This is a genomic window from Cupriavidus sp. SK-4 (assembly GCF_000611125.1).
GTDB lineage: Bacteria > Pseudomonadota > Gammaproteobacteria > Burkholderiales > Burkholderiaceae > Cupriavidus > Cupriavidus necator.
Genome location: NZ_JFJW01000085.1, coordinates 1 through 26,338 on the forward strand (window position 1 = coordinate 1; position 26,338 = coordinate 26,338).

20 protein-coding genes and 1 pseudogene are annotated in these 26,338 nt (G+C 64.0%); 8 read left to right on the plus strand and 13 right to left on the minus strand.

Features of this window, described 5'->3' with window-relative positions; genetic code table 11:
• Nucleotides 1–312: 312 nt before the first annotated feature.
• Both CF68_RS39175 and CF68_RS18160 read right to left on the minus strand, forming a co-directional pair.
• Nucleotides 313–837, minus strand: coding sequence for an HNH endonuclease (locus tag CF68_RS39175; RefSeq protein ID WP_369798889.1), 525 nt, complete (start codon nt 835–837; stop codon nt 313–315).
• A gap of 295 nt (nt 838–1,132) precedes the next feature.
• Nucleotides 1,133–2,098: a LysR family transcriptional regulator gene (locus tag CF68_RS18160; protein WP_035821287.1), complete on the minus strand. Its 966-nt coding sequence runs from the start codon at nt 2,096–2,098 to the stop codon at nt 1,133–1,135.
• A 106-nt stretch (nt 2,099–2,204) separates the two neighbouring features.
• Here CF68_RS18160 and CF68_RS18165 point away from each other — a divergent pair, with 106 nt between their 5' ends.
• From CF68_RS18165 to CF68_RS18175, 3 genes are all read left to right on the plus strand, one after another.
• Nucleotides 2,205–3,185: an amidohydrolase family protein gene (locus tag CF68_RS18165; protein ID WP_010812600.1), complete on the plus strand. Its 981-nt coding sequence runs from the start codon at nt 2,205–2,207 to the stop codon at nt 3,183–3,185.
• A gap of 31 nt (nt 3,186–3,216) precedes the next feature.
• Entirely contained in the window at nt 3,217–4,185 is a 969-nt protein-coding gene (locus CF68_RS18170; RefSeq protein WP_084187291.1) for a Bug family tripartite tricarboxylate transporter substrate binding protein, read from the plus strand.
• Nucleotides 4,186–4,499: 314 nt separating this feature from the next.
• A complete protein-coding gene (locus CF68_RS18175; protein WP_035821289.1) occupies nt 4,500–5,636 on the plus strand; it encodes a zinc-binding dehydrogenase in 1,137 nt (378 codons plus the stop codon).
• Nucleotides 5,637–5,782: 146 nt separating this feature from the next.
• On the opposite strand, the gene CF68_RS38455 is transcribed toward CF68_RS18175, so the two are convergent.
• A complete protein-coding gene (locus tag CF68_RS38455) occupies nt 5,783–5,950 on the minus strand; it encodes a DUF302 domain-containing protein (protein ID WP_235205808.1) in 168 nt (55 codons plus the stop codon).
• Nucleotides 5,951–6,548: 598 nt separating this feature from the next.
• On the opposite strand from CF68_RS38455, the pseudogene CF68_RS38460 reads away from it, so the two are divergent.
• Nucleotides 6,549–8,840: pseudogene (locus CF68_RS38460) on the plus strand (penicillin acylase family protein).
• 518 nt (nt 8,841–9,358) lie between these two features.
• Nucleotides 9,359–9,811 (plus strand): PA2169 family four-helix-bundle protein, encoded by a 453-nt coding sequence (locus CF68_RS18190; RefSeq protein ID WP_035821291.1) that lies wholly within the window; start codon nt 9,359–9,361, stop codon nt 9,809–9,811.
• A gap of 93 nt (nt 9,812–9,904) precedes the next feature.
• Here CF68_RS18190 and argC read toward each other — a convergent pair whose 3' ends face one another.
• A complete protein-coding gene (gene argC, locus CF68_RS18195; protein ID WP_035821293.1) occupies nt 9,905–10,858 on the minus strand; it encodes an N-acetyl-gamma-glutamyl-phosphate reductase in 954 nt (317 codons plus the stop codon).
• A gap of 200 nt (nt 10,859–11,058) precedes the next feature.
• Here argC and CF68_RS18200 point away from each other — a divergent pair, with 200 nt between their 5' ends.
• A complete protein-coding gene (locus CF68_RS18200; protein ID WP_035821296.1) occupies nt 11,059–11,943 on the plus strand; it encodes a LysR family transcriptional regulator in 885 nt (294 codons plus the stop codon).
• A 1,159-nt stretch (nt 11,944–13,102) separates the two neighbouring features.
• Here the strand turns inward: CF68_RS18200 and phaZ are convergent.
• Together phaZ and CF68_RS18210 are read right to left on the minus strand one after the other, a co-directional pair.
• Nucleotides 13,103–14,341, minus strand: coding sequence for a polyhydroxyalkanoate depolymerase (phaZ, locus tag CF68_RS18205; protein WP_035821298.1), 1,239 nt, complete (start codon nt 14,339–14,341; stop codon nt 13,103–13,105).
• Between the two features lie 333 nt (nt 14,342–14,674).
• Nucleotides 14,675–15,565: a LysR substrate-binding domain-containing protein gene (locus CF68_RS18210; protein WP_035821409.1), complete on the minus strand. Its 891-nt coding sequence runs from the start codon at nt 15,563–15,565 to the stop codon at nt 14,675–14,677.
• A gap of 108 nt (nt 15,566–15,673) precedes the next feature.
• Between CF68_RS18210 and CF68_RS18215 the strand changes: the two genes are divergently transcribed.
• Entirely contained in the window at nt 15,674–16,942 is a 1,269-nt protein-coding gene (locus tag CF68_RS18215; RefSeq protein WP_035821300.1) for an MFS transporter, read from the plus strand.
• A 192-nt stretch (nt 16,943–17,134) separates the two neighbouring features.
• On the opposite strand, the gene CF68_RS18220 is transcribed toward CF68_RS18215, so the two are convergent.
• The 3 genes from CF68_RS18220 to CF68_RS18230 form a co-directional block, all read right to left on the minus strand.
• Nucleotides 17,135–18,799: an ABC-F family ATP-binding cassette domain-containing protein gene (locus CF68_RS18220; RefSeq protein ID WP_035821302.1), complete on the minus strand. Its 1,665-nt coding sequence runs from the start codon at nt 18,797–18,799 to the stop codon at nt 17,135–17,137.
• A 382-nt stretch (nt 18,800–19,181) separates the two neighbouring features.
• Nucleotides 19,182–19,553 carry a phospholipase D family protein gene (locus CF68_RS18225; protein WP_200872564.1) on the minus strand — a complete coding sequence of 124 codons (372 nt, stop codon included), beginning with the start codon at nt 19,551–19,553 and terminating at the stop codon, nt 19,182–19,184.
• Between the two features lie 482 nt (nt 19,554–20,035).
• On the minus strand, nt 20,036–20,734 hold the full coding sequence (locus tag CF68_RS18230; RefSeq protein ID WP_035821304.1) for a hydrolase: 699 nt from the start codon (nt 20,732–20,734) through the stop codon (nt 20,036–20,038).
• A gap of 584 nt (nt 20,735–21,318) precedes the next feature.
• Between CF68_RS18230 and CF68_RS18235 the strand changes: the two genes are divergently transcribed.
• The gene (locus CF68_RS18235; protein WP_051591580.1) at nt 21,319–22,587 is read left to right on the plus strand and encodes a patatin-like phospholipase family protein; all 1,269 of its coding nucleotides are present in this window, start codon (nt 21,319–21,321) and stop codon (nt 22,585–22,587) included.
• Between the two features lie 102 nt (nt 22,588–22,689).
• Here the strand turns inward: CF68_RS18235 and CF68_RS18240 are convergent, their stop codons facing one another.
• The 4 genes from CF68_RS18240 to CF68_RS18255 form a co-directional block, all read right to left on the minus strand.
• The gene (locus CF68_RS18240; protein WP_035821306.1) at nt 22,690–23,613 is read right to left on the minus strand and encodes an SMP-30/gluconolactonase/LRE family protein; all 924 of its coding nucleotides are present in this window, start codon (nt 23,611–23,613) and stop codon (nt 22,690–22,692) included.
• Between the two features lie 12 nt (nt 23,614–23,625).
• Nucleotides 23,626–24,591 (minus strand): tripartite tricarboxylate transporter substrate binding protein, encoded by a 966-nt coding sequence (locus CF68_RS18245; RefSeq protein WP_035821308.1) that lies wholly within the window; start codon nt 24,589–24,591, stop codon nt 23,626–23,628.
• A gap of 92 nt (nt 24,592–24,683) precedes the next feature.
• A complete protein-coding gene (locus tag CF68_RS18250) occupies nt 24,684–25,619 on the minus strand; it encodes a hydroxyacid dehydrogenase (protein ID WP_035821311.1) in 936 nt (311 codons plus the stop codon).
• Nucleotides 25,616–26,299, minus strand: a complete 684-nt coding sequence (locus tag CF68_RS18255) for an RraA family protein (RefSeq protein WP_010812580.1) — start codon at nt 26,297–26,299, stop codon at nt 25,616–25,618. The genes CF68_RS18250 and CF68_RS18255 overlap by 4 nt, the downstream gene beginning before the upstream one ends.
• Nucleotides 26,300–26,338 lie beyond the last annotated feature (39 nt).

Consider the following 26,338-nt stretch of genomic DNA (forward strand, 5'->3'; position numbering starts at 1 on the left):
CCGAATATCCTATTGCGCTGGCGTACGGCGCCATGATCACGATCGAGGCATTAACCCAAGCTCCCTCTCAACTACTCTCGTCGTTCAATGGCGCTGTATGCGGATTCGATGGTGGAGACTCTCTCCTTCTAGGCATGTTCGAAGATGGCGTGTTTTGGCGATCAGTGAGACCTCTGTAGTCGCCATTCCTAGATGTCTGCTTTTTGCCGGTTGGCGACAAATGATGCGCAGGACAACAGGCCGTAGCCGGGCATCGCAGCAGAAGCCTTGGCAATCGAGGTGCCTCCGGGGACTGGAAGGAACGCTCGGAACCTAGCCGCCCGGGACCGTAGCTCTAAGTTCTACAGCATAGTGATCACGGTCAGGTCGATTACCGAAAACGGCGACGAGAGACGGATTTTCCCACAGCCATGGACCATGCCATTTGCCGCGTCGCATGGCGCGCTGAACGTGTTCCAGATGCTCTGCAGGACTTCGAGCGGCTTTCCTCTGGTGGCGTCGTCTATTGCAAGCTTCGCAAGCGGCCACAATGTTGCGCGCGGAGTTCGCGCCGCCGTCGGAACGCGCTTTAAGATGCTCTGCTGTGCATTTGAGCGGCATGGCTTGGCCGCGCGACAGTCCGTGCAATTGCATGAATGATTCTGAGGACCTCTCCCACATCGGGCAAGAGCAATAGAAGCAGCGGCCGGATTGGAGATGGAAGGCACGAGCGCGGATTCGCGCTATAGACGAAGACATGAGCGGGCTCCTGAACAGGAAGATTTCGGAAAAATCGAAACCCGCTCGCCCTCGGGGCATACACGGGAACCAGCCGAATCGATCGTACTGGCACCACATCAACCTGTTGCAGGTCTGACAAGCCAAGTCTAGCGCGTTGCCAAACTTTTCCGCAAGCCTTTCAGTGATGGCTGGCGTATTGAAATTGCCGTCTCCCGGTACATCGCTGACCTGCGAGGCGGCTGAGAGTGGGGGGATGACCCGGCCACGGCTGCGGATTCAACTGTGCGAAGGGCGCCGGTTGTTTCTTCCCGGCCCATCTCCGTCATTCGGCGGGTGCCTGGGCATGGGCCCGTTTGGCAACCCTTCCCAGTCATTCGCTCTAATCGGATGGTGCGCAGTGCGGCGGCGGTCATCAGAACCGTTCCTTGCACAGGGTCTTCAGCGAGCGCACAAAGGTCGCCATGGTGGGTGAGTCACCCGCACCCTGGCGCCGGTAAAGCGCCACCGGCGGCAGCGGCCACTCCAGGTCGCAGGGCACGCTGGCCACGTGCGCGCGGGTTGAGAGATCATGCGCCACGTCGGCAGGCACTATGGCCACCATCGACGGGTTGCGCTCGATCATGCGGCCGACGATCTTGAGCGAATGGGTTTCGATGGCCGGCACCGGTGGCTCTTCGCCCACGTGCAGGAACAGGTCCAGCACCGAGGCGCCCAGCGCCGTGCCCGCGGGCGGCAGGACCCAGTCCATGGTGGCGAGCTCGTGCCAGTCCAGCGCGCGCTTGCCCAGATGCCTGGCAGTCTTGAGGTGGCACACCAGCGCGGGGCGCTGGCGGAACAGGATGTCGCAGCGCAGGTCACGCACCTGTGCCGCGCCGCGCGCGCGAGCCACCACGCCTTCGAGCCTGTGCTCGCGAAGCAGCGCCAGCAGGCGGTCGCTACTGGCTTCCTCCACCGAGAACACGAACGGCCCGACCTGCTCGCGCGTGTGCGAGAGCGTGTCGCACAGCAACTGGCCGGACAGGTAGTGGATCACGCCGATGCTGAGCCGCTCGGTGAAGCCCAGGCGGGCTGCGGCCATGTCGTTGGCCCAGTCCTGCAGGTCGACCAGCAGGCGCGATGCGCGCGAGATCGCGATGCGCCCCACCGGCGTGGGCGTGACGCCACCGCGTTGCCGCGTGAACAGAGCCGTGCCCATCATGGATTCGACCTCGGCCAGCATCTGCGTCAAGTAGGGCTGGGTCACCCCCCATTCCTGCGCCACGCGGGAAAGCGAACCGTACTCGCTCAGCGCGACCAGCAGGTTGAGCTGGCGCGCCTTCAGGCGCGAGCGCATGCGGCCCAGCGTTTCAAGGGCCAGGGCGGTGAGTCGGTCGGGCATAAGTATTTACTTATCCTGGTATCAAGATATCTGCCAATACGTTTATGCCAGATCACTACAGTAGTGTCTAGACATCCGTCACTCACACACCACAGGAGCCCCCTAGATGCCTGTCATCGATGTTCACACCCACATCTTCACAAAACCCTGGCTGGAGCTGCTCAAGCGCAAGGGCGGGCTCTACAACATCCAGCAGCGCCCCGACGGCCAGCACGAGGTATTCCGTGGCGACACGCCCGTGGTCATCCCACAGAAAGGACACTTCGACTACGATCTGCGCATCCAGCACATGGACGCGGCCGGCATCGACATCTCAGTCATGTCGCTGACTTGCCCCAATGTGTTCTGGGGCGACGAGGAAACCAGCTGCGAAGCGGCGCGCGAATCCAACGATTCGCTGGCGCAGGCGCAGGCCGATCACCCGAGCCGGCTGCGTTGGTTCACGTCGCTGCCGTGGGAATACCCGCAGCGAGCGCTCGACGAGCTCAAGCGCACCTGCGACAACGGTGCGAGCGGCGTCATGGTGCTGGCCAACATCGCCGGCCGCAGCCTGACCGACCCGGCCTTCGCGCCCATCTGGGCCGAAATCGACCGCCGCGCGCTGCCGGTGCTGGTGCACCCCACCGACCCGCCGGGCGCCGACCTGATGGACATGACCAAGTTCGACCTGAGCTGGTCCGTGGGCTTCATGTTCGACACCACGCTCGCCATCACGCGCATGATCTTCGAGGGCTTCTTCGACCAATACCCCAACCTCAAGATCATCGCCTCGCATGCGGGTGGTGCGTTGCCCTACCTGGCCGGCCGTTTCGGGAAGGGCCACGAGGTCGAGATCCCCCAGCGGCGCAAGATGCAGCGCACGCCCATCGACTACCTGCGCCACATCCACTACGACTGCATCTCGTACAGTCCGGCTTCGCTGGAGTTCCTGATCTCGGTCGTCGGCGCCGACCGCGTGATGTTCGGCACCGACTGGCCGCACCAGGTTCACGACACGCGCGGGTCCTTCGCCAATACGGAGCGGCTGTCCGCCGCGCAGCGCGACGCCGTGCGTTCGGGCAATGCCATGCGAGTATTCGGTTTCTGATCGACTTCGGCTGACCAAGGAGACTCTCAGCATGATGAAGCGACGCGTTTTCAATCGGGTGGCTGCAACCTTGGCGCTGGCCGCCGCGCTGCCCATGGGCGCCCTTGCTCAGGACAAGCCCCCCCTCAAGCTGCTGGTCGGCTTCGCGCCCGGCGGCTCGGTCGATGTCGTGGCGCGGCTGCTGGCCGAGCGCCTGCGCCTGCCGCTCGGCCAGCAGGTGATCGTCGAGAACAAGCCCGGAGCTGGCGGTCGCCTGGTGCTTGGGGAAGCAAAGCGTGCGCCGGCCGACGGCAACACGCTGGTCATTTCGCCCAGCGGCGCGTTGGTGATCTCGCCATGGCTCTACAACCTCAACTACGACCCGGTGAAGGACTTCACGCCCATCGCGCGCGCGGTGACCTTCGACTTCGCGGTGACGGCGGGTCCGGCGGCGCCGGCCGGCGACATCCGCGCGGTGCTGAACTGGCTCAAGGCCAACCCGGCCCGCGCCAACTACGGCACTTCGGGCGCAGGCACCGTGCCGCACTTTGCGGGCGTGCTGCTGTCGCAGGCCTCAGGCGTACCGCTCACGCACGTGGCCTACAAGGGCGGCGCGCCGGCGGTGTCCGATCTGCTGGGCGGACAGATCCCCATCATGGTGGACACGATATCGGAGACCATCGAGCATCACCGCGCGGGCCGCCTGCGCATCCTCGCGGTCACGGGTAACGCGCGATCGCCGGCGCTGCCCGACGTGCCAACGCTCAAGGAGTCCGGCATCGACGCCACAGCTGAGGCCTTCGTCGGCCTGTTCGCCCCCGCAGGCCTGCCGGCCGACAAGGTCAAGCGCCTGTCCGACGCGATAGCCGAAGTGCTCAAGGCGCCCGATCTCCAGGCGCGCATCCGAGAGATCGGCCTGAATGCAAACTACGCCGGCCCGCAGCAACTCGGCGAGACCCAGGTCGCCGAGCTCAGGCGCTGGGAACGGCCCATCAAGGCATCGGGCTACAAGGCCGAGTGAGGTTGCCGCCGTGCAGCATGCAGGGGCTGGCCGTGCTCGTGGGCCGGCCGGTCCCGCACAGGCGGGTCAATCGTTTCCTTCAGTCCGAGTCGAGCCGGCGACTGGAACGTAAAGCGCAACAGGGCTGACCGCCAGGTGATTGATATATCCACCGCTATCAGTGCGATGCATGATGGCCTGTCGCCCGACGCATGACCTGAATTTCCGGCGCAGTACGGGATTCGCAGGAACTTGCTACATTGCTGACTGCTGGCGAAAACAGCCCCCCGCTGCTGCCGCGCTCACCGCAAACCGACAGGCCAAGGAGACATCGAATGCACACCGCACTTCAACTTCGTTCGCAAATCAAGAGCAGCGGTGAACTCGAGCTGTCGCTAGACAGCATCGACATGCCGCGCCCTGGTCCGGATGAAGTGCTCATCCGCATTGAAGCCTCTCCCCTCAACCCGTCCGATCTCGGCCTGCTGTTCGGTGCGGCCGACATGAGCACGGCCAAGGCCAGCGGCACGGCCGAGCGCCCCATCGTCACCGCGCGCGTTCCGGAAGGCGCGATGCGCAGCATGGCGGGCCGCCTGGATGCGTCCATGCCGGTTGGCAATGAGGGCGCGGGCGTTGTCGTCGATGCAGGCTCGTCCCCTGCGGCGCAAGCCTTGATGGGCAAGACCGTGGCTGCCATCGGCGGCGCGATGTACTCGCAGTACCGCTGCATTTCCGCGGACCAGTGCTTGGTCCTGCCCGAAGGCGCGACGCCTGCTGACGGCGCGTCGTCATTCGTCAACCCGCTCACCGCACTGGGCATGGTCGAGACCATGCGGCTTGAAGGACATAGCGCCCTGGTGCACACCGCCGCGGCCTCCAACCTGGGCCAGATGCTCAATCAGATCTGTCTCAAGGATGGCATCAAGCTGGTGAACATCGTGCGCAAACAAGAGCAGGCGGACCTGCTCAAGGCACAAGGTGCGGTCCACGTCTGCAACGCCGCGTCGCCCACGTTCATGCAGGACCTCACCGAGGCTCTCGTCGCCACTGGCGCAACGATCGCGTTCGACGCCACGGGCGGCGGCAAGCTCGGCGGCCAGATCCTCACCTGCATGGAAGCGGCCTTGAACAAGACGGCCCGCGAATACAGCCGCTATGGCTCGACCACCCACAAGCAGGTCTATCTCTACGGCGGCCTGGACACAAGCCCGACCGAGTTCAACCGCAACTTCGGCATGGCGTGGGGCATGGGCGGCTGGCTGCTGTTCCCGTTCCTGCAGAAGATCGGGCGCGAGCGGGCCAACGCGCTGAAGCAACGCGTGGTGGCGGAGCTGAAGACCACCTTTGCCAGCCACTACTCGAAAGAGATCTCGCTGGCCGAGGTGCTGGACCTGGACGTGATCGCCGTCTACAACAAGCGCGCGACGGGGGAGAAGTACCTGATCAACCCGAACAAGGGCCTGGCCGGATAAATCACCGTGGGGCGCCTTGCGCGCCCACCGTGTCAAGAATCAGCCGCCGCGCCACAGCCAGCGGCGCGGCGCTGCCGGCCGGCAATGGGTGAGCGCTTTCCAGTTCCGCGGCGGTGTGGAAGCTCACCCAGGTGCTGCCCTGGCAGTCATCGCGCACCAGCACGCGCAGCGGCATCCAGCGCAACGCTGGGTGCCGCGAGCATCAATGGCGTTCCCCGCTTGGCGTTGTCATAGATCAGCACCTGCGTCGCCGGCATTGCCAGCCCGGCGTTGCGTGCAGCCTCAGCATGGTCGATCCGCGCGAAGATCGCCATGCCCTTGTCCAATTGGCCGGTCACGGCCGGCTGCTGCCAGTGATGCCGCGGCCGTTCTCTGATCGACCCAATGCGGCCCCTCACGATTCTCAAAAGCGGACGCTAAAAGTGTCGAATTAGGTATTTTCCCCCGTTTTTCCAGTCTGGATTAGCGGCACGTCGTTCGGGCCGTTGACTTCGGAGGCCAGATGCGGATTCGCGGCGAAGCCGAATGCGTCAAAGACCGCGCCCGTCGACAAGCTTCGCTATAAGGCGGCCTTGTCGGTCATAGTCGAAGAGTCATTCGGATATGGCATCTCCAACATTTTCCTCTTTCCATCCATTTCGATAGGGGACAAACGCAAGGGAGAATTCATAACTTTATAAGGCAGCTATCGAACTTTTGGTCACGAGCCCGCCTGCCATCAAGGAGTCGTGAAGGCCCAATAAAAATTAAGAGGAAGACAGAAATGAATCGTAAAAAAATCCACGAACGCGCCTGCACAGAAGCCTGCTTGCCTGTTTCATTCTAGGTGCCACAGCGCTTGCAGGTTGCGGAGGAAACGGCAGCGGCGATGATCAGGCTGGCGCGCCCAAGCCAGGAATTCGAGCGGATGTTATGGTGACTTCGTATGGCGTGCCGCGTATCATCGCCGACGACTACCAAAGCGCCGGCTACGCCTACGCTTATCTGTATGCGAAGGAAAGCGTATGCTTGTTCGCCGAGAAAATCATGACTGTCGCAGGCGAACGTTCACGATATCTTGGCGCTGCTACCAATGTAACCGGCACCCAGGTGTCGAATCTGAACAGCGACTTCTACTATCGCTCCGTCTTTGATGATGCGGCGATGGACCGGGCACAAAAGAACGTCTCGGCGGATTCCTTGGCCGTTGTCAACGGTTTTATTCGCGGCTACAACCGTTGGCTGCGCGACGCCAAGCCGGCGGATATTCCCGAGGCGTGCCGTGGCAAGCCTTGGCTGAGGCCGATCACGCTCAGGGATATGCAGCGTGCCTATATCGACCTGACTACAGGCGCGGGAACTGGGGGGCTTGGCGCATTCATTTCCGAAGTCGCAAATGCCCAGCCGCCGGCAGCCGCGCCACTGGCGATGACCAGTCGCAAGCGCAAGGCCAGCGCGGCAAATTTGCGACTCGTGGCCCAAGCCGCGCGCGAAATCGGGCATTCCCTCGACGAGCTACCGGTGGGCAGCAACGGCGTCGCCATGGGCAGTGAAGTCACTGAAAACGGGAAAGGATTGTTGCTGGGCAATCCGCATTGGCCTTGGGCTGGTGTGAACCGTCTCAACCAGTTCCACCTTCGGGTCAACGGCAAGATTGATGTAATGGGCACGAGCATAGGATTCTTTCCATCGCCCATGATGGGTTTCAATAAGGATGTCGCCTGGACCCACACGGTCTCCACCGGTCGGCGCGTCGCCTTCTTCGAGTTGTAGCTTAGCGGCGACAACTACATTGTTGATGGCGTGGCCAAGCCACTTATCAAGCGCAATATAACGGTGGACGCCCTTGAGGCAGACGGCTCCAGCAAGAACTACACTCGTACGCTGTATTTCACCCAATACGGTCCGATGCTCGTCAGCCCCCGCCTGGGATTGACGTGGACAGCTACTAAAGGCTACGCAATCCGCGACACCAGCCTTGAGAACGGACGCTTGTTGGATCAATACCTCGACTTCGCGAAGGCTCGCTCCGTTGCCGATGTACGCAATGCGCTGGTGACGCATCAAGCCAGCCTTGGGGCCAATACCATCGTGGTCGACCGGGCAGGCCAGGCGATGTACACGGACTCTTCGCCGGTGCCGAACCTGGATGCGGCAAAGATCAATCGGTGCGCCAAGTCGAGCCTGGCGAAGACATTGCTGCCCAGCCGCTTGTTCGTGCTGGACGGCTCGGACGGAACATGCGACTGGACAGCGGACAGCCGCTCCGTCACCCCCGGACTCATGCCTGTGCAGGACATGCCGGTCAACATTGGCACGCGCTACTTCAGCAATAGCAACGACAGCTCCTGGCTCTCCAATCCCAGCTTTCGCAACGAGATTTCGCCGGTCATTGGCGACGGTGCAAAGGCACAGACCCTGCGCACCCGCATGGTCTTCCGCCAGCTAGAAGATCGCCTGGCGGGCACCGATGGACTTCCCGGCAAGCGCTTCTCCCCGGACAACCTGGAAGCGATGTTCTACTCGAGCCGGGCGATGAGTGCCGAGTTGGTGCTAGATTCGGTCAAGCAGCTTTGTTCGACAGCCACTACGGTCACAGCAACGAATGGCGCGGAAGTGGACATGCGTGAGGCCTGCTCAGTGCTGGGCGCCTGGAATGGGCGCATGACCAAGGACAGCGTGGGTGTCCACGTTTTCCGCGAGTTCTGGCGCAAGGCCCAAAGCACGCCGAACCTGTGGAGTGTGCCGTTCGATGCTGCCGATCCGATCAATACGCCGCGCAACCCGAATATCGCCGATCCGGCGGTTGCGACGAGCCTATTGAGAGCTTTGGCCGACGGTGTCCAGCTTGTCCAGTCGCGCAACCAGCCGCTCAATGCCAAGCTGGGAGACGTTCAGTTCGTGAAACGCAATGGAGAGCGTCTGCCTCTGTATGGCGGTGACGAGTGCGAAGGGGTCATGAACAAGGTCACACCAACCATCACGGCTGATGGCTACACGGATATTGTGTCTGGCGGCAGTTATGTCCAGGCCGTGACTTTCGACGACAACGGTCCCGTTGCGCGCGGCGTCCTTACTTACTCGCTGTCCATCGACCCTGCATCGCCGAACTACGCGGATCAGACCAAGCAGGTGTTCTCGCAGGGTAAGTGGGTGAAGTTCCCGTTCAGCGACGCCGAGATCAACTCGGATCCCCATCTGAAGAAATTAACTATCACCGAGTGATCCTCGCCAGTCCGGCCGGTTAATCCGGCCACTGCAGGGCCGGGTTGGCCAAAAGATCGCCCGGTCCTGTTTTACCGAGAAGGGCACCGTACGATACAGCGCTACGATTGCCTCTGCGAGCGCCATGCCTTCTCTCATCGAGGGAGGGGGGAACCCGGGATCACCGCCACTAAAGGACGCGATTGCGCGCACTTGCTGGATACTGAACAGGCATGTCGGCTTTCTGGTATCGGAACCCTAGCTTCAAGGTCTGCTTCTGGCCGGTCTCGGACGGATGTCCGCCGCGAAACTGGGCGGTCCCAGATCGACCCGTTGCAGCCAACACTGGCCGACCCTGCTTCGCTTCTATACTGAGATTGCGACAGTGCGAGACTCGCGCTCGACAGTGGTGCACGCAAATGGCGGGAATCGAGACCTTGATCGTGGCCAATCCCACGTGAGCCAGCCCAGCTCTACCCGCCCGGCGTGGATGTCCTCGTAGGTTCACATTTGCCTCGATTCTGGCAAGGAGATTTTCAATGGCCAACGCTCAAGGACAACTCGTCTTCACCCTGAACCACCTGATCGAAGTCGGCAAGGACGGCGAACTCACTTGCATGACCGGCGCCCGTGAAGTGTACGACGCCGAGATGCGCAGCATCCTGACCGGCACCGCCGAAACCTGCCGCAATTCGGTGACCGAATTGCAGGCCCTGGTCAGCTCCCTGGGCGCGGTGCCGCGTGACCGTGGCTCCATGGCCGGCACCATGCATCGCGGCTGGATGGAGGTGATGCACATCATCGCGCCGCACAACGATGACGCGGTGCTGCAGTGGTGCGAGCGCGAGGAAGAGGCCGCCAGGCGCGAGTACCGCTCGGCGCTGACGAAAGACATGCCAGAGCAAATCCGCTCGGTGCTCCTGCGCCAGTACGAGGTCATGCAGAAGTATCACGAACGCATCCACGCCATGCGTGGCATGCAGATTCACTGACGCGCCGAATCACGCCTGATTGACCCGATCGCACCAGGCGGGCCGGAAGCGGGGAAGTTGCCGGCCCGCTTCTTATTTCGACGCTGGGTAGCCTCAGGCGGCCCGGCGAACCTCCGCCGTCACCCCGGCCAGCATGAGGTCGAGGTTCTGCACTGCCGCCCCCGAAGCACCCTTGCCGAGGTTGTCGAACACCGCTGCCAACAGCACCTGCCCGTGCTCGCGGTTGGCGAACACGCCCAGGCGCAGGTCGTTGGTGCCGTTCAGTGCCTGCGGGTCGAGGTGAGTGGCGGCGGCCGATTCGGCTAGCGGCATCACCTCGACATGGCGGGCGTCGGCGTAGTGGTCGAGCAGGCAGGCGTGCAGCCTGCCGACGTCCGTGCCGGATACCAGCAGGTCCAACTCCAGCGCCACCGTCAGTACGATACCTTGCCGGAAGGCGCCGTAGGCCGGCACGAAGGCGGGGCGCCGTGCCAGGCCCGCGTGCTGCTGGATTTCAGGCGTGTGCTTGTGCGCCAGGTCCAGGCCATAGACCTGGAAGGGCAGGGCCCGGGTGGCCTGCGGTCCCTCGTAGGTATCGACGGCGGTGCGGCCGCCACCCGAATAGCCCGACACCGCGTGGATGGCGATGGGGTAGTCGTGCGGCAGCAGGCCGGCCTCCACCAAGGGGCGCAGCAGGCCGATCGCCCCGGTGGGATAGCAGCCCGGATTGCTGACGCGCAGCGCGCCCGCGATGCGCTGCGCCTGGCCGGCGGCCATCTCCGGAAAGCCATAGGTCCAGCCGGGCTGCGTGCGGTGTGCCGAACTGGCGTCGATCACACGCACCGCAGGGTTGACGATGGACGTCACCGCCTCGCGTGCGGCGGAGTCCGGCAGGCACAGGATGGCGATGTCGCAGCCGTTGATGGCGTCGGCGCGGGCGCGCGCATCCTTGCGCTGGCCGGCGGGCAGTGTCAGCAGGCGCAGATCGTCGCGTCCGCGCAGGCGTTCGTGGATCTGCAGGCCGGTGGTGCCCTGGTCGCCGTCGATGAAAACAAGAGGGTAGCGCATGGGATGGATCCTTGGCAGTGGCGTGAAAGTGGCGGCCCCGGCCGGTTCAGCATCAGCGCTGCGTTGGTGCGGCCGGTACAGGAAACGCCATCTTGCGCCACCGGATAGAATCGAAGAAGTTGAATTTCATGACGATGAAATTCACGTTTCCTGAACGATATCCTCGTCAGCAGATACGCCCTTAACCGGAGTGCCGCCCCATGCGCGAGATCAGCCTGGACCGCCTGCGTACCCTCGTCGCCATCGCCGATCTGGGTTCCTTCGCCGAAGCCGCGCGCGCGTTGCACCTGGCTCCGCCCACCGTCAGCCTGCACATTGCCGAGCTGGAAGCCCGTGTCGGTGCGCAACTGCTGACGCGCAGGCGCGGTGAGGTGCGTCCGTCGTCCATTGGCGAGACCCTGGTCGATCGCGCCCGCCGCCTGCTGGCCGATGCCGACCTTGCGCTGGACGACGTGCAGCGTCAGGTGCAGGGGTTGACCGGCCGCGTGCGCCTCGGCGCCTCGACCGGGGCCATCGCCCACCTGCTGCCGCAGGCGCTGGCCATGCTGGCGGAGCGGCATCCGGACATCGATGTGCAGGTGGCCGTGCTTACCTCTGAGGAGACGCTGGCGCGGCTGGCCGCCGGCACGCTGGAGATCGGTCTGGTGGCACTGCCACAGGCGCGCGTGGCGGGGCTGACCATCCGCCCTTGGCGGCGCGATCCGGTACGGGCTTTCCTGCCAGCGAGCTGGCCCTGCCCGGCGCGCATCACGCCGGCCTGGCTGGCAACGCGCCCGCTGATCCTCAATGACGGCACCACGCGCCTGTCGCGCCTGACCGCCGAGTGGTTTGCCAGCGGTGGCCACAGGCCGGCGCCGCGTATTCAGCTCAACTACAACGACGCCATCAAGAGCCTGGTGGCGGCCGGCTATGGTGCGGCCCTGCTGCCACACGAGGTCACCACGCCGGCGCCGGATGCGCGCGTAGTGATGCGGCCGCTGCGGCCGGCGTTGTGGCGGCGACTGGGGTTGGCGCACAGCGGGGAGCGGGTAGAACGCGCCACGGAATACGTACTGGAGGCCCTGTGGGCGCTGCGGGCGGGGTAGTGCCGTTGGCCACACGTCGGCCGGCGGCTGTGCGCGGCGCCGCCACGCGTTGATCGCGTCCTCGATTGCATTGATGGAGACATTTGCCGCGCCTGTCTGCATGTTGCGGTCATGGGCCCTCACTGGTGAGCGCCCCAAGATCAGCGCCCATGGGGCTGCTAGCGACGGGCGGCATAAGCGCCGTGCCGTTTCGGACTAGAATCCTCTGAGGAGGTGTCAGTCATGTCAGCTATCAAGCGCATCGATCCGGGCCATTCCGCCCATCAGGCCGCGCCGCACAGGACCCCCCGCTACCCTGCGGAGCACGTCACGCTGACGGCTGGCTCCAGGAAGAGGCTACGCCCCAGTGTGCCGCATCGAAAGGTCGGGCGCGGCAAGGTCGGCGTCGGCGGCAAGTAGGGACCTGCAGCGGCTGGTCGGCTTCGCGCCCGGCGGCTCGGTCGATGGGCCGGCCGGTCCCGTACAGGCACTCGATCACTTCTTCACGATCGAAGTACGCGCCGACGCGTGACGTTCAGTTCGTTGCCATAGTCTGTGTCGGCATCAGCGATCACCGGTACCACTACCGACTGCGCGATGACGCGTGAACAAGCTGGGCGCGGGGCAGATCACGCACGATGTTTCGTCGGCGCCGGAGGGTTAGCGTCATTCTTGAACTGGCGTGCACCCTCATCGCACGCCGGCGCGGAGCAGAGTTTGCAGCTACTTGAGCGCTATTGGGTTCGCAGGCTTGTGTTTACAGCGCGAGCGTCTACCGTGAAAGGCGATCCCACAGGAAAGGAGACAGCAATGAAAAAGCTAGCTTTCCTCGCCGCCCTTTCGCTAACGGCCGTTGCGGCGTGGGCGCAGGGCGGTCGCTACGGTTCGCCTCCAACACCGGGGACTGACACTGGCAGGCGCGCGGAGCCAACTGTGCAGGCCGCCAGCGGAGCTTCCGGCGAGAGTGCCAAGAAAGACAAGAGCGACGCGCACGGCAAGGTTGACCGCAGTAAGGGGCGTGCCGGCGGCCAAGGCGCTTCCGCCGCGGCAACGCGTGGCCATCCTGCGTCGGCGCCCGAGAGCCAGCCCTGAGCTGGCCACCGCGAGTTCTTGTTCCCCAATAGGGATTGCACAACCCTTGACTGGGTGATCGCTTGCGCCTGCCCGCGGGCAGGCGATGCTAAGTATCGTGCCCGGTCAGGTCGCGGATGCGGGGGTAGACGTCGGTGCACCAGCGAGGCCCGCAGAACAGATCATAGTGGCCGCACTGGCGGGCCGTGAGGTGCCGCTTGTCGCATGCGGCGATGCCTCGGCACAGATCGTGCGCGGCCTGCGTCTGGCCCCGGCCGGAAATCTCATCCTGTTCGCCCTCGATGGTCAGCAGTGCGGTGGTACGGATGTCCTGTGGCCGCACTGCCTCGCCCCGCACCTGCCAGCTGCCGCGCGCCAACTGAAATTCCTGGAACACGAGCTGGATGGTGTCCAGGTAAAACTCGGCCGCCATGTCGAGCACCGCGTGGTAGGCATCGCAGGCACGCCGGTGCTCCTTGGCACGCACGGGGTCGCAGCGAACGAGATCCAGGCAATAGTCCCAATAAGTCTCCCCCAGACGTTCTGACTGTGCCGCCGCCAAGCCGGCAAGTTGCAGAAAGCTTGGGCACACCTTGCGTCCGGCACCCGGGTAGGGCTGCGGTACCGCATAGATCAGGTTACGCTGAAACCACGCGAGAGAGTGGCGCGCGGCCAGACGTCCGAGTGCAGTCGGGCTGCGGCGTGCATCGACCGGGCCGCCCACCAGGATGAGGCTCCTGGGCGTCGGCTCACCCGCGCTCGCCAACAGGGAAACCGCAGCCAGCGCTGGCACGGTGGCCTGACAGATGGCCAGCACATGTAGCGGTTCCGCCCCGATCCGACGGATAAAGGCCTGCAGGTGGGCCACCTGGTCATCGAGGTGGAACGGTCCTTCGGCCACCGGCACGCGACGCGCATCGTTCCAATCCGTCACATACACGACATGCTCGGGCAGCAAGGCCTGCACGACTTCACGCAGCATGACGGCATGATGGCCCGCCAGCGGCGCACAGACCAGCACCGGCGGCGTCGGTGCGGTGCAAGGGTCAAGCGCGCCCATGTCGGGTGCGAAGCGCAGCAGCCGGCAAAACGGCCCTTCCACGATGACCTGCTCAGCCACCGCGATGACGTGGCCGTCGCGCCGGATGGCGGTGATGATGCCAAACGACGGCTTCTCGCAGGTCCTGCCGAGCCGGTAGAGCATCTCATAGCCAGCAGCAAAGCCCGATGCGCCCGGGAGATATGCGAAGGGGCTGGCCGGATCGATGAACGCATTTGCTGCGCTCGCCGCCCATGCGGTGAATGGCGCGAGCAGCGCGCGCTGATACTCGACGAGCTGGTACAGCATGAAGACTCCCGTAGGAACGCGCACACGATTCGGCTGGCAATGACATCCGCGCTGTGTTGCTCACGGCGATGGGCATGCTGCCGGGGTCGATGTGCCTCTCCATGGCAACAGGTGTCACCGCGGGGGGAACGTGCAGTCATAAACACGGGCCAGGATTTCACTATATGTCGGACAGGCCTTGCTGCAACGCCAAACATCAAGCGCCGCGCCGCTGGCGGGGCCCGCTTGCTTGCGACCCCATACCGGTCTTCCGCATCCTGTTACGTGAACGGCCGGAATTCGATGGTTCACCGCCGATCCGGTAGGGCGTGACCAGCCATCCCACCGCCGCCATCACACCGGACGCAACGCCTCAAGCATGATGTCAGCCAGGCGCTGCGATACCTCGGACGCGGGTCCCGGCGCGCGCAGCAGCATCAGGGGCATCTTGCCGAGCGGCGGCAATCCTTCGGCAGCCCCAAGTTGCCGCAGCGATGCCGGCAAGCCGTAGGGCGTGCGGACCACCACCCCAAGCCCGGCTGCCGCGGCGGCCCACAGGCCGCCACCAAGGTTGGGGCTGGTGAACGAGACGCGCCAGGGGATTCCGGCGCGGTCCAATGCCGCCGTGGCGGCATCGTGGAAATGGCAGGGCCGGTCGAACGCCGCCAGCGGTATCGGCTGGCCGGGCTCGATGTGCCACGGCAGCGCAGCCGGTCCGACCCAGCACATCGGCGGTTCGCCGACCACGGCGATATCGGCGCCGGGCTCTCTTGCCGTCCGAGCGCCATCCGCGCCGCCCCAGACCAGCGCGAGATCCAGCGTCCGCGCCTGGATGCGGGCGAACAAATCGTGATTGCGCGCCACCATGGCTTCGACCCGGACCTTCGGATGCGCTCGCGCAAACCGTCCCAACACCTCCGGCAGCATTGCCTCGCCGAACTCTTCCTGCAGTCCCAATCGCACGCCGCCGGACAGGTCCACCCCTTTCACGGCCGCGGCAGCTTCGTCGTTCAGGGCAACGATTCTGCGCGCGTAGCCAAGCAGCAGACTCCCCGTCTCGGTAAGTTCCAGGGTCCGGCCGGCCTTGCGAAACAGCGGCGTGCCTGCCATGTCCTCGAGCTTGTGAATCTGCGCACTGACGGCCGAAGTGGAGCGCCCGACCTGCTCCGCAGCGCGCGCGAAGCTGCCCAGGTCGATGCCGGCGATCAAGCTGCGCAGCGCGGCAATATCAAGATTCGACGTCATGGCAATCGTGCGGAAAAACGAAACAATTGGTCCCAAACTTTCTGATTTTCAAGACGAATATTGGTTGCAATACTGACGCCCTGTCAACAGCCTTATCGGAGGGCCGTCGTGGCCGAGTCCGTCTGTTTTGCCCGCCCTGGTGGCAATTCCCTCGCGGCTTCCGCTGCTTCGCATCGCTGGAAAGTGTTGGGCGTCGGCGTTGCCGCGAACGCCAGCTTCATCGCTGCCGCCAACGGGTTGCCCGCCACCGCGGTGTGGCTGCGCAGCGCCTATCAGATCGACAACGGGGGGCTTGGCCTGCTGCTTGGTGCGTTGGGCATCGGCGCCGCGTTGTCCGAACTGCCGTGGGGCGCAGCGGCCGACCGGTGGGGCGACCGTCGCGTCCTGCTGTACGGGCTCGGCGCCACCGCTCTCATACTGGCGGTGATGGCACTGTTTCTGGCCCCAAGGCCGGATCGCGTGCCGCCGTTGCCGGTGGCGATGGCCTGCATGGCGCTGCTGGGACTGGCGGGCGGCAGCGTCAACGGGGCCAGCGGGCGGGCGGTGATGCGATGGTTCGCCGACGGCGAGCGCGGCCTGGCGATGAGTATCCGCCAGACCGCGGTGCCCCTCGGCGGCGGGCTAGGGGCGCTCGTGTTGCCGTGGCTGGCCTTTGCCATGGGCTTTCGCTGGGTGTACGCAGTCCTGGCCGCGTTCTGCCTTGCCTCTGCCTGGCTGACCTGGCGATGGCTGCACGAACCCGCGCATCTCGATGCCCCCGCGTCGGCACGGCGCCATGCGCACGACAATGCCAGCCCGTTGCGCAGCCTGCGGGTCTGGCGCATTGCGGTGGCCATCGGTATCCTGTGCGCGCCCCAGGTCGCGGTCTTGAGCTTCGCCTCGGTGTTCCTGCACGATGCGGCCCATGTGGGTGTGTCGGGCATCGCCGCCACCCTTTGCGCTGTGCAGCTCGGCGCGATGGCGATGCGGATCTGGAGCGGCCGCCGTACCGATCGGCGTGGCAACCGCCGTGCATGGCTGCGCCAATGCACGCTGATCGCCGCGCTGATGTTCGTGCCGCTGGCCCTCTGCGCGGCGGTCGGGCAGGGTGTTCCGGCGACGCTGACCATGGTCGCGGTCGTGCTGGCTGGCATCGCGGTTTCGGCCTGGCATGGGGTTGCCTACACCGAACTGGCGACGCAGGCGGGCGCGGAGCGGGCGGGTACGGCCCTCGGACTGGCCAATACGCTGGTCTTCGCCGCGTACTTCGCTGCCCCTGCGGCGATTCCGCTACTGCTCGATCGCGGCGGCTGGGCCGGCGTCTGGCTCCTGGCGGGGGCCTGCGCGGCGATGGCGTGGCCGCTTTTTCCCCGGGCTGGCGATGGTCCCGGCAACTGACCGACTTTTCCAGTCACTGCTTCGACGGCGAGCAGCTTCCCATTAATAGGCATGTGCAGGGTTCTGAAAAGGAGAACCACTGCGACGGGATTTCGGAACTCGCCGTATCAGTAACGAGGTGCTCAATGGCGACCTTCGCGCTGAATCCTGTAAAGCTCACGCCTGGGTCCCACCATTTCAGGCGATGACCTTCTACTCTGCGGCAGGCTGCTCGCGCAGGCGACGGGCTTCGTCGCGCAGGAACTGCTGGTAATCGTCCAGATCGCCGTCGAAGGGCTCGACGCCGCCCTTGGTGACCAGCCAGAACTCATCGCATACGGCGCGCAGCAGGGCCCGGTCGTGACTGACCAGCATCACTGTGCCTTCGAATTCGTTGAGCGCCATGCCTAGCGCTTCGCGGGTGGCCAGGTCGAGGTGGTTGGTAGGCTCGTCGAGCAGCAGCAGGTTGGGACGCTGCCACACGATCATGCACAACACGAACCGCGCCTTCTCGCCGCCGCTCATCGTGCTAACCGCCTGATGGACCATGTCGCCACTGAAGTTGAAGGTGCCGAGGAAGGTGCGAAGGGATTGTTCGGTTCCACTCTGGCCGGGGGCGCGCATATGCGCCGGCGTGTCCTTGGCAAGGCGGATCATGTGTTCCATCGGCGTGTCGAGCGGGCGCAGCACGTCGAGTTCCTGCTGTGCGAAGTAGCCGATATTCAGCCCTTTGCCTTCGCTGATTTCGCCGGCAATCGGCGCCAGCGCGTGCGCCACCGTCTTCACCAGCGTGGACTTGCCTTGGCCGTTGGCACCGAGAATGCCGATGCGCTGCCCGGCCAGCACGGAACGGTTGATGCCCCGCACGATGACCGTGGGCGGCGTGCCCGGCAGTGCGCCGGTCGGCGCCGGGTAGCCGAAGCTCGTGTCCAGCATCGACAACAGCGGGTTCGGGACGTTGAGCGGCTCCTTGAACTCGAAGTTGAACTCCGCGTCGGCAAGTACCGGTGCGATCTTCTCCATGCGTTCGAGCGCCTTGACCCGGCTCTGCGCCTGCTTCGCCTTCGAGGCCTTGGCCTTGAACCGGTCGATGAACTTCTGCAGGTGGGCGATCTTGTCCGCCTGCTTGGCCATCGCGGCCTGCTGCAATACGAGCTGCTCAGCGCGCATGTCTTCGAACTTGCTGTAGTTGCCGCCATAACGCACGAGCTTGGCGTTGTCGACGTGCACCGTCACCTGCGTCACCGCGTCGAGGAATTCGCGGTCGTGGCTGATCACTACCAGGGTTCCTTGATAGCGCTTGAGCCAGGCTTCCAGCCAGACCAGCGCGTCGAGGTCGAGGTGATTGGTCGGCTCGTCGAGCAGCAGCAGGTCGGACGGGCACATGAGCGCGCGCGCCAGTTGCAGTCGCATGCGCCAGCCGCCTGAGAAACTGTTGACCGGCTGGCTAAGCTGCGCAGCACTGAAGCCAAGGCCGAGGATCAGCGCCTGGGCACGTGCTGGGGCATCGTGTGCACCGGCGTCGTGCAGGGCCATGTAGGCGTGCGCCATGCGCATGCCGTCGTCGCTGACCTCGGCGGCGGCTACTTCGGCCTGCGCGGCCAACAGCACGGTATCCCCCTCGACTACGAAGTCGGTCGCGCTCTGCTCGGTCTCCGGCATCTCCTGCGCGACCTGGCCCATCTTCCATGCAGCGGGAATCGAGAACTCGCCGCTGTCTTCGTGCAGGGTGCCGTTGAGAAGGCCGAAGAAGGATGACTTGCCGGCGCCATTGCGGCCGACAAGACCAATCTTTTCGCCGGGGTTGAAGGTGACGGACGCGCGGTCGAGTACGACATTGACGCCGCGACGCAGCGTGACATTACGGACGGAAATCATAGGGAGCTACTTCGGAGAGGATTCGCATGATAGCCGACCGGACGTGCAGGGCTGTCTCTTTCTGGCCGCGCGCTTGAAGAGCCGCTTGCGCTTTGCGGCGCCCACCGCCACAAAGCGAGGCAGCCCCTGGCGGTCAGGGCGTTCCGGCCGCGGGGCCAGCGAACATGGCGGTGATTGACGGCTCCTGGCCGGCGCGGCTGTCTCTGACCGACCCATAGCGGAAATTCACTTTGTCACAAAGCTGCCGTGATGCGGATGGGCGGCTTGGCGGTATGCAGCCCGCTGGACCGACTGATATCGGGGCGCGAGGGGGGCTACGTGATTGACTGCTTCTGGCCGAGAAGAGCCCGATTGTCGCGGCGATCCCGCAAGCTGGCGCCAGTCAGGGTGTGGGATATGCCTTCCCGAGATCCCAGCGTGATTGCCAATGCTCGATGTACTGGCGTGAAACTTCCGGCATGTCTCGAATGACGACCACATTCTCGGAGTTGGCGGTCTCGGCGGACGGCGCGAAATTGAAGGAGCCCGTTTCGACCGTGTTGCCGTCGACGATAATCGTCTTGTCGTGATGGATGTGGAAATGGTCGTTGGTCCGCAGTTCCACACCGTTGCGGGTCACGAAGTCCATGGCTGCCTTGCTCGCACGGCCCAAGTTGCGTTTCTTGTCTATCACCACGCGCACTGCTACGCCGCGATTCTTGGCATCGACCAGTGCCTGCGTGATGTCGGGAGCCTGGAGCGAGTAGGCGAGCATTTGTATGGTGTGCCTGGCGCTGCCGATAGTCTCCAGGACAAGTTTTCGCGCCGAGCCTTCCGGGGGGAGAACCCGACCTGAATGCTGGGATCGGCATGGGAAAGGGGTGAAATGCTCAGTAACGCAGCCAATGCGATGCTTCGAATTCTTGTCATGGGATTTCGGAACTTGGTCTGTACAAGCTCGATGCTGCCTTACGTGCCAGCGTCTAGTCCACCAGAGTTGCTGGAAATTTGGAGCCCGAGTACACGCAGGGTCGGTCCGAACGCTTCCTTGATGTGGCAACGGAGCATGGCATGCTCCGTGTCCCGGGCTCGGCGGAGGGGGCGATCATGCGATCAGCGCGTTGGCGACGATCGCTGCCGCCGTTACGCTGGACGTGCTGACGGCCAGCCAGCATCCCAGCAGGAGGGCGCCGTTGGCTACGCTTCGACGTGGAATCATCTTGTGCGCTCCGAGGGATGACTGGTGGCGGACATGCATCAGCGCTCGACGACCGGCGCGTGCACGGGAGCCAGCGATTCGTGCGTGGTTGCCGTGCGTTGCGCGGCCTTGTGGACCATCGTATAGGCATAGTCGACCCCCATGCCATAGGCGCCCGAGTGTTCCTTGGCCACGGCCATCACCTCGTTGTACGTCTCGCGGTTCTTCCAGTCGCGTTGCCATTCCAGCATGACCTGTTGCCAGGTCACGGGCACCACGCCGGCCTGGACCATGCGCTGCATGGCGTAGTCATGGGCTTCCTTGGTCGTGCCGCCCGATGCGTCGGCCACCATATAGATCTCGTAGTCGCCCTCAAGCATCGCGCACAACGCGAAGGTAGTGTTGCAGACCTCGGTCCACAGGCCGGCCACGATGATCTTCTTGCGGCCATTGGCGGCCAGCGCGTCGCGCACCTTCTGGTCGTCCCAGGAGTTCATCGAGGTGCGTTCGAGCGTTTGCTTGCCGGGGAAGACGTCGAGCAGTTCCGGGTAGGTATAGCCGGAGAACGATTCGCTTTCGACGGTGGTGATGGTGGTCGGCACGTCGAAGATCTTCGCCGCCTTGGCCAGGCCCACGACGTTGTTCTTCATGGTCTGACGGTCCATCGACTGGACGCCGAAGGCCATCTGCGGCTGGTGGTCGATGATGATCAGTTGGCTGTTGCGCGGGGTCAGGACTTCCAGCTTGGCGTTCGACATGGTGCTCTCTCCGATGAAATTTATTCAATGATTTTGAGTTCTTTATGGCGGCGCCTTGTTCGCTCTGTTGCGTTGTCGTGCCGTACATGTGAAGAACTATAGCGAAGGAAAGTGCGCGAGCAGCCAATCAGGGTTGTTATTATTATTCAAAAAATTTGATGATTGTTGAGGCCCTGGCGCCGGTGGGCGGTTTGATTCCTGGATCTTCATCCTCCCTCCAACTTTCTGCCGAAGCTGCTCAGGCGCCATCCGCGGGTCGTGCGGCCCCCATGGCAATGCCGTAATATTCCGACGGACCCGGACACACCGGATCCTGGCGGCAACGAAACTGGACCTTCCCTTCCTGCGGGCCGCCACCACGCCAAGCACGTTCCTGACCTAGTCCAATGTGGAAGTTTCGACATGACCATGCTCTTCGCCGCAAGAGCAGCCTGCCTTGGCGAATGGGGGAGCAGCGGCACGCCTGCGGCAGGGCCTGCCGCACTCTGATGCTGCTTCTGCTTGCGGGACTCAGTGCCTGCGGGTCGCTTCACAATGCTCCGCGCAATCTGCCTCAGGCCGCGGCTGGCAGCGCATCCGCGGCCATGCGCGAACCCACCGACGTCGCCGGCCATACAACCGTCGCCATGTCGTTCTCTGGCGGTGGCACGCGGGCCGCAGCCTTCGCCTTCGGCGCGCTGCAGGGGCTCGACGCCATGAGAGGTCCTGGGGGCGCATCCCTGCTCGACGACCTCTCATTCATCAGCAGCGTGTCCGGTGGCTCCATCACCGCTGCATACTACGGTCTGCACGGCAAGGCCAGCCTGGCGACCTTTCGATCAGTGCTCTTGAAGGACGGAGAGGCGGGACTTCGCTTCAGTCTCCTGAATCCGGTCAACCTTGCGCGCCTGTTCGCGGGGGGCCTCAACGATCGGGAAGATCTCCGGACATGGCTCGACGAAGACGTGTTCAAGGGCGCGACGTTCGCCGACATGTTCCGCCGCGGCAAGCCACTCGTTTGGATCAACGCCACGAACATCTACTACCGGGTCGCGTTCCCGTTCAGCCAGCTGGCATTCGATGCGCTATGCAGTGATCTCGCGAGCTTTCCCGTTGCCGAGGCCGTCGCCGCATCCATGGCGGTCCCGCTCTTCTTCACACCGATCGTCCTTCAAAAATATCCCGAGGCTTGTAGTGCACCGCTGCCGAACCTTGACCACGCCCAGAGGCCTGGGCAATCGCTGCTGCTTGGCGCGTTGGCAAGCGCCGTGCGCGGTCACCGGGACATTTCGAAGGGAAAGTACATCAAGCTGGTCGACGGCGGGGTGACCGACAACTACGGCTTGGCCACCATTTTGCAATCGCGCCTGCTGCTGGGCACGGCTTACGGCCCCATGAGCGAGAACGACGCGATCAATGTGCGGCGGCTACTCTTCGTCGTTGTTGACGCCGGTCAGGGCCCGCGCGGCGATTGGAACCAAAGCCAGCATGGTCCATCCGGAATCGAAGTCGCAAACGCGGCCATCGACGCGGGAATGGCGACCAACGTTCGAATGACCTATGACGCCTTCGTTCCCATGATGCAGCGGTGGCGCGACGACCTCGTGGCGTATCGGTGCGGGATGCCGCATTCCCGGCAGCAGGAGATCGCTGCACGCCGCCCAGGCTGGCGGTGCAATGAAGTCGAATTCTTCGTCACGCGGATCTCGTTTGATGCCCTCGACAAGGAGCGTGCTGCAAGCCTGAACGATCTGCCGACCAGACTTCGTCTGCCCGAGAGGGACGTCGATCACCTGATCGAGGCGGGAAGGGATGCCATCCTTGGCAACCCGGTGATCCGCGAGTTCGAGCGCGAATCGATCGAGGCGCGATAGTCCCGCGGCACGCGGCGTGGGTGAGGCCGCGTTCTTGCTGCTCGGCCGCGGCGCTCTGGCGCAGGCATGTGTCCGGCATGGCGAGAACGCCCGATACTCCGTTCACGCCAGCCGTCCTCCGTGCACCGGTGCACCGCCCACCGACATGTCGGCGCACAGGATCGTCCCGGTGGTCGACTCGGTCATAAGTAGCGTGGTGCCCTCGGTGCCGCCAAAGCACAGATTGGTCAGCGATGTGCCACCGGGGCTACGAATCACCTCCACAGGCTCGGCGCGATGGTTAAGCACCCAGACATAACCAAGACCAGGATTCGCCACCAGCAGATGGCCATCCGATCTCATTGCCAGACCGTCGGGACCGCTCGGGCCGTAAGAGGTAAAGAACTGCCCGACCTTGCTGACCGAACCGTCGGCCTGCAACGGCACGCGCCATACGCTGTTGCCGCGGGTCATCGCGACGAACAGCACCTTCTCGTCAGGCGAGGGGACGACACCGTTCGGGCTCGGTGCGTTGTCCAGCAGGACGTCCAGCTTGCCGTCTGGGGTCAGCCGATAGACGCGTCCCGTCGGATCGTGCAAGCCAGTCTGGCCCTGGTCGGTGAAGTAGAGATTGCCCTGCGAATCGAAGGTCAGGTCGTTGACGCCTCGGAAGCGTTCCGAATTCCTGCGCTCAAGAAACGGGGTTACGGTTCCCGACTTTGCATCCAGACACACCAGGCCGTTGCGATAGTCGGTGATCAGGAAGTCACCGCTGGCCAGGCGCTTCATGCCATTCGGTTCACCGTCATACTCGGCAACAAGCTCCCAGTCGCCCTGCATCGAAACACGGAAAATGCGGCCGTAGGGGATATCCGTTACCCAGAGATGGCCATCGGCCCAGACCGGCCCCTCCAGGAATGAGTCGATCGTCGTCCCGCCGCGATTGGCATGCGCCCACGCGTTGTCGGGGTCGTGCCGACGGAACGACTCCGGAAGCCGGGTGAGCACCTGTGCATCGCGTACGGCCGGTTGCTGAAGTAGGAACATTGCCGCTCCTGGTTATTGCTTCTCAATATGCGCCTTTTGCGCAACCGTTGCCCATTGCGCGGTTTCGCGCTGGATCAGCTGCGCGAACGCGGGGCTGTCCAGGTTGCCCGGCTGCGACCCCATCTGCGCAAGGAACGCCTTCATGTCGGGCCCCTGGAGCGCCTTCTGGATTTCCGTTTGCAGGCGCGCAATGACATCGTTCGGCGTGCCCTTTGGCGCGGCAAGGCCTGACCAGTTGAACAGGCTGAAGCTGGGTACACCAGCTTCAGCGAACGTAGGGACGCTCGGGAACACATCCACCCTGGTCTTGCCACTGATGCCCAGCAGACGCATCTGATTACCCTTGACCGGCGCCAGCGCGGTCGGGGTCGACACGACCAGCAGATCCACGCTACCGGACAGCAGCCCGACCATGGCCTCACCAGCCCCCTTGTACGGCACATGCATCAGCTTGATACCTGCGGCCTGTTGGAACGCCTCGGCAGAAAAATGCGGCGAACTACCGGGGCCGCCGGTGCCAAACGTCACCTCTCCGGGATGCGCCTTGGCATAGCTGACGAGGGAAGCCAGGTCCTTGAAGCGCGAATCGGCCTTGACGCCAAGCACCACCGGCGAAAATGCGAACGGCGCGATAGGGACCAGAGCTGTCTGATGGTCCCAGTTCAGCTTCTTGAAGACATAGGGGAGGGTGGTATAGGAGTTGTCGTTCGCCAGAAGCGTGTAGCCATCAGCGGGTGCGTTCACGACCTGGGACGTGCCGATCGTGCCGGATGCGCCCGGCTTGTTCTCCACGACGAAGCTCTGCCCCGTCTGCACGGTTAGCTTCTGTGCAACCTTGCGCGTCACGACGTCGACGGCGCCGCCGGGAGGATTCGGCACGATGATGCGGACCGGTTTGTCCGGGTACGCCGCCACGGCGGACAGGCTGACAAGCAGCGTCGTTGCTGCCACCAGGCAGCCAATGGTTCGATAAAACACCTTTGTCTCCTTGTGCTGCGGGGGAGACCTGACTGTCCGTCGGCTCCTCCCGCGACACTTCTGTTCTAGTTGATGATGCAGCCGTGCGTCGGTCAGGCCGGCGTAGCCACGCCTTGCAGCACAGCCAGGACGTTCTTCGCCGCCCCAACGCCCATGTTCACGTACGCCGCGTTGCTGACGCCGCCGATGTGCGGCGACAGGATGAGGTTGGGAAGGTCGCGGAACGGATGCGGCACGGGCATCGGTTCCACGGCAAAGCTGTCCAGGCCAGCGGCATACAGTTTGCCGCTCTGCAGGGCTTCGGCCAGTGCAGGCTCGTCGATGAGTCCGCCTCGCGCCGTATTGACGAGGATCGCGCCGTCCTTGAACGTCGCCAGTGTTTCACGGTTCAACATGCCACGGTTCTCTTCCGTCAACGGGCAGTGCAGCGACACCACGTCCGATTCCCTGAACAGCCGAGGCAGGTCGACAAGCGTTACGCCTTCCGGGACTGTCGTCGCATAAGGATCGAAAGCGGTGACATGCATGCCCATCGCCACACCAATCACGGCGGCGCGGCGGCCGATCTCTCCGAGCCCCACAATACCGAGCGTGCAACCGTTCAGTTCGACGGCCTTGTAAGTTGCTTTGTCCCAATGACCCTGGCGCATGCGATCGTTGAGATGTGGAACAGCTTTGGCGCACGCAAGGATCAGCGCCCAGGCATGTTCAGCCACGGCGGCGGCATTGGCCCCGGCCGCGGCGGCCACCTTGATGCCGCGCGCCTGCGCAGCGGCTTTATCGATGGTGTCAGTTCCAGTGCCGTGTTTCGAAATCACTTTCAAGGCTGGTGCTGCGTCCATGACTTCAGCGGTTAAGCTGCCGTAGCGCACGATAATGGCGACCGGGTTGTGCTCCTTTGCCAGGGCTGCAATATCGGCGGTCTGGGGCGTTTTCCCCGCGAATACGATCTCATAGTCACCCAGCAGCGCGAGGGCTTCCGGCGCGAGGTCGGCACCCGTGACGATAATGACTTGCTTGTTCGTCACAGTGCTTCTCCCTGCTTCAGGACGCCCGCCGTCACCAGCGATGCCAGCAGCCAGGGCGCGGTGGTATTGCCTTCCCTGATCTGGGCAATGCGCTTGGCTTCCGCCTCTTCCTTCTTCGCCGCGGCATCGAGCAAGGCTTCGATCTTCTCGCGCTCCACCACGACCAGGCCATCGGCATCGCCGCAGATGTAGTCGCCAGGGTTCACCGTGACGCCACCAACGGAAATGGGGTGTCCAATGCGCCCGCCAACTTCCTTGGTGGGGCCGTTAGGGTTCGTGCCCACCGAAAAGACCGGGAACTGCATTTCGTCCAGCTCGAGGCTGTCGCGGACCGCGCCGTCGATGACGACACCAGCAAGGCCGCGCTGGCGGGCGGCATGCATCATGATCGTTCCCATCAGCGCAGAGGTCTGGTCCCCTTTGCCGTCGACGACCAGAACATCGCCAGGCTGCGCCAGCGCCAGTGCCGCATGGATCATCAGATTATCACCGGGGCGAACCTCGACAGTGAAGGCGGGCCCGGCGACTTTCATGGTCGGGCGCAAGGCCCTGATCCGGCCATGCAACGCACCGCGGCGTCCGCCGACATCGGAGAGGATCGCCGGTTGGAACCTGGCAGCCCGCGCCACGATCTCGGCGGGCACGCGCTCAAACGATTTGATGATGTTGGGCAATGTCATGATGGACTCCAGCAATATGAAATGGATAGGTAGATAAGG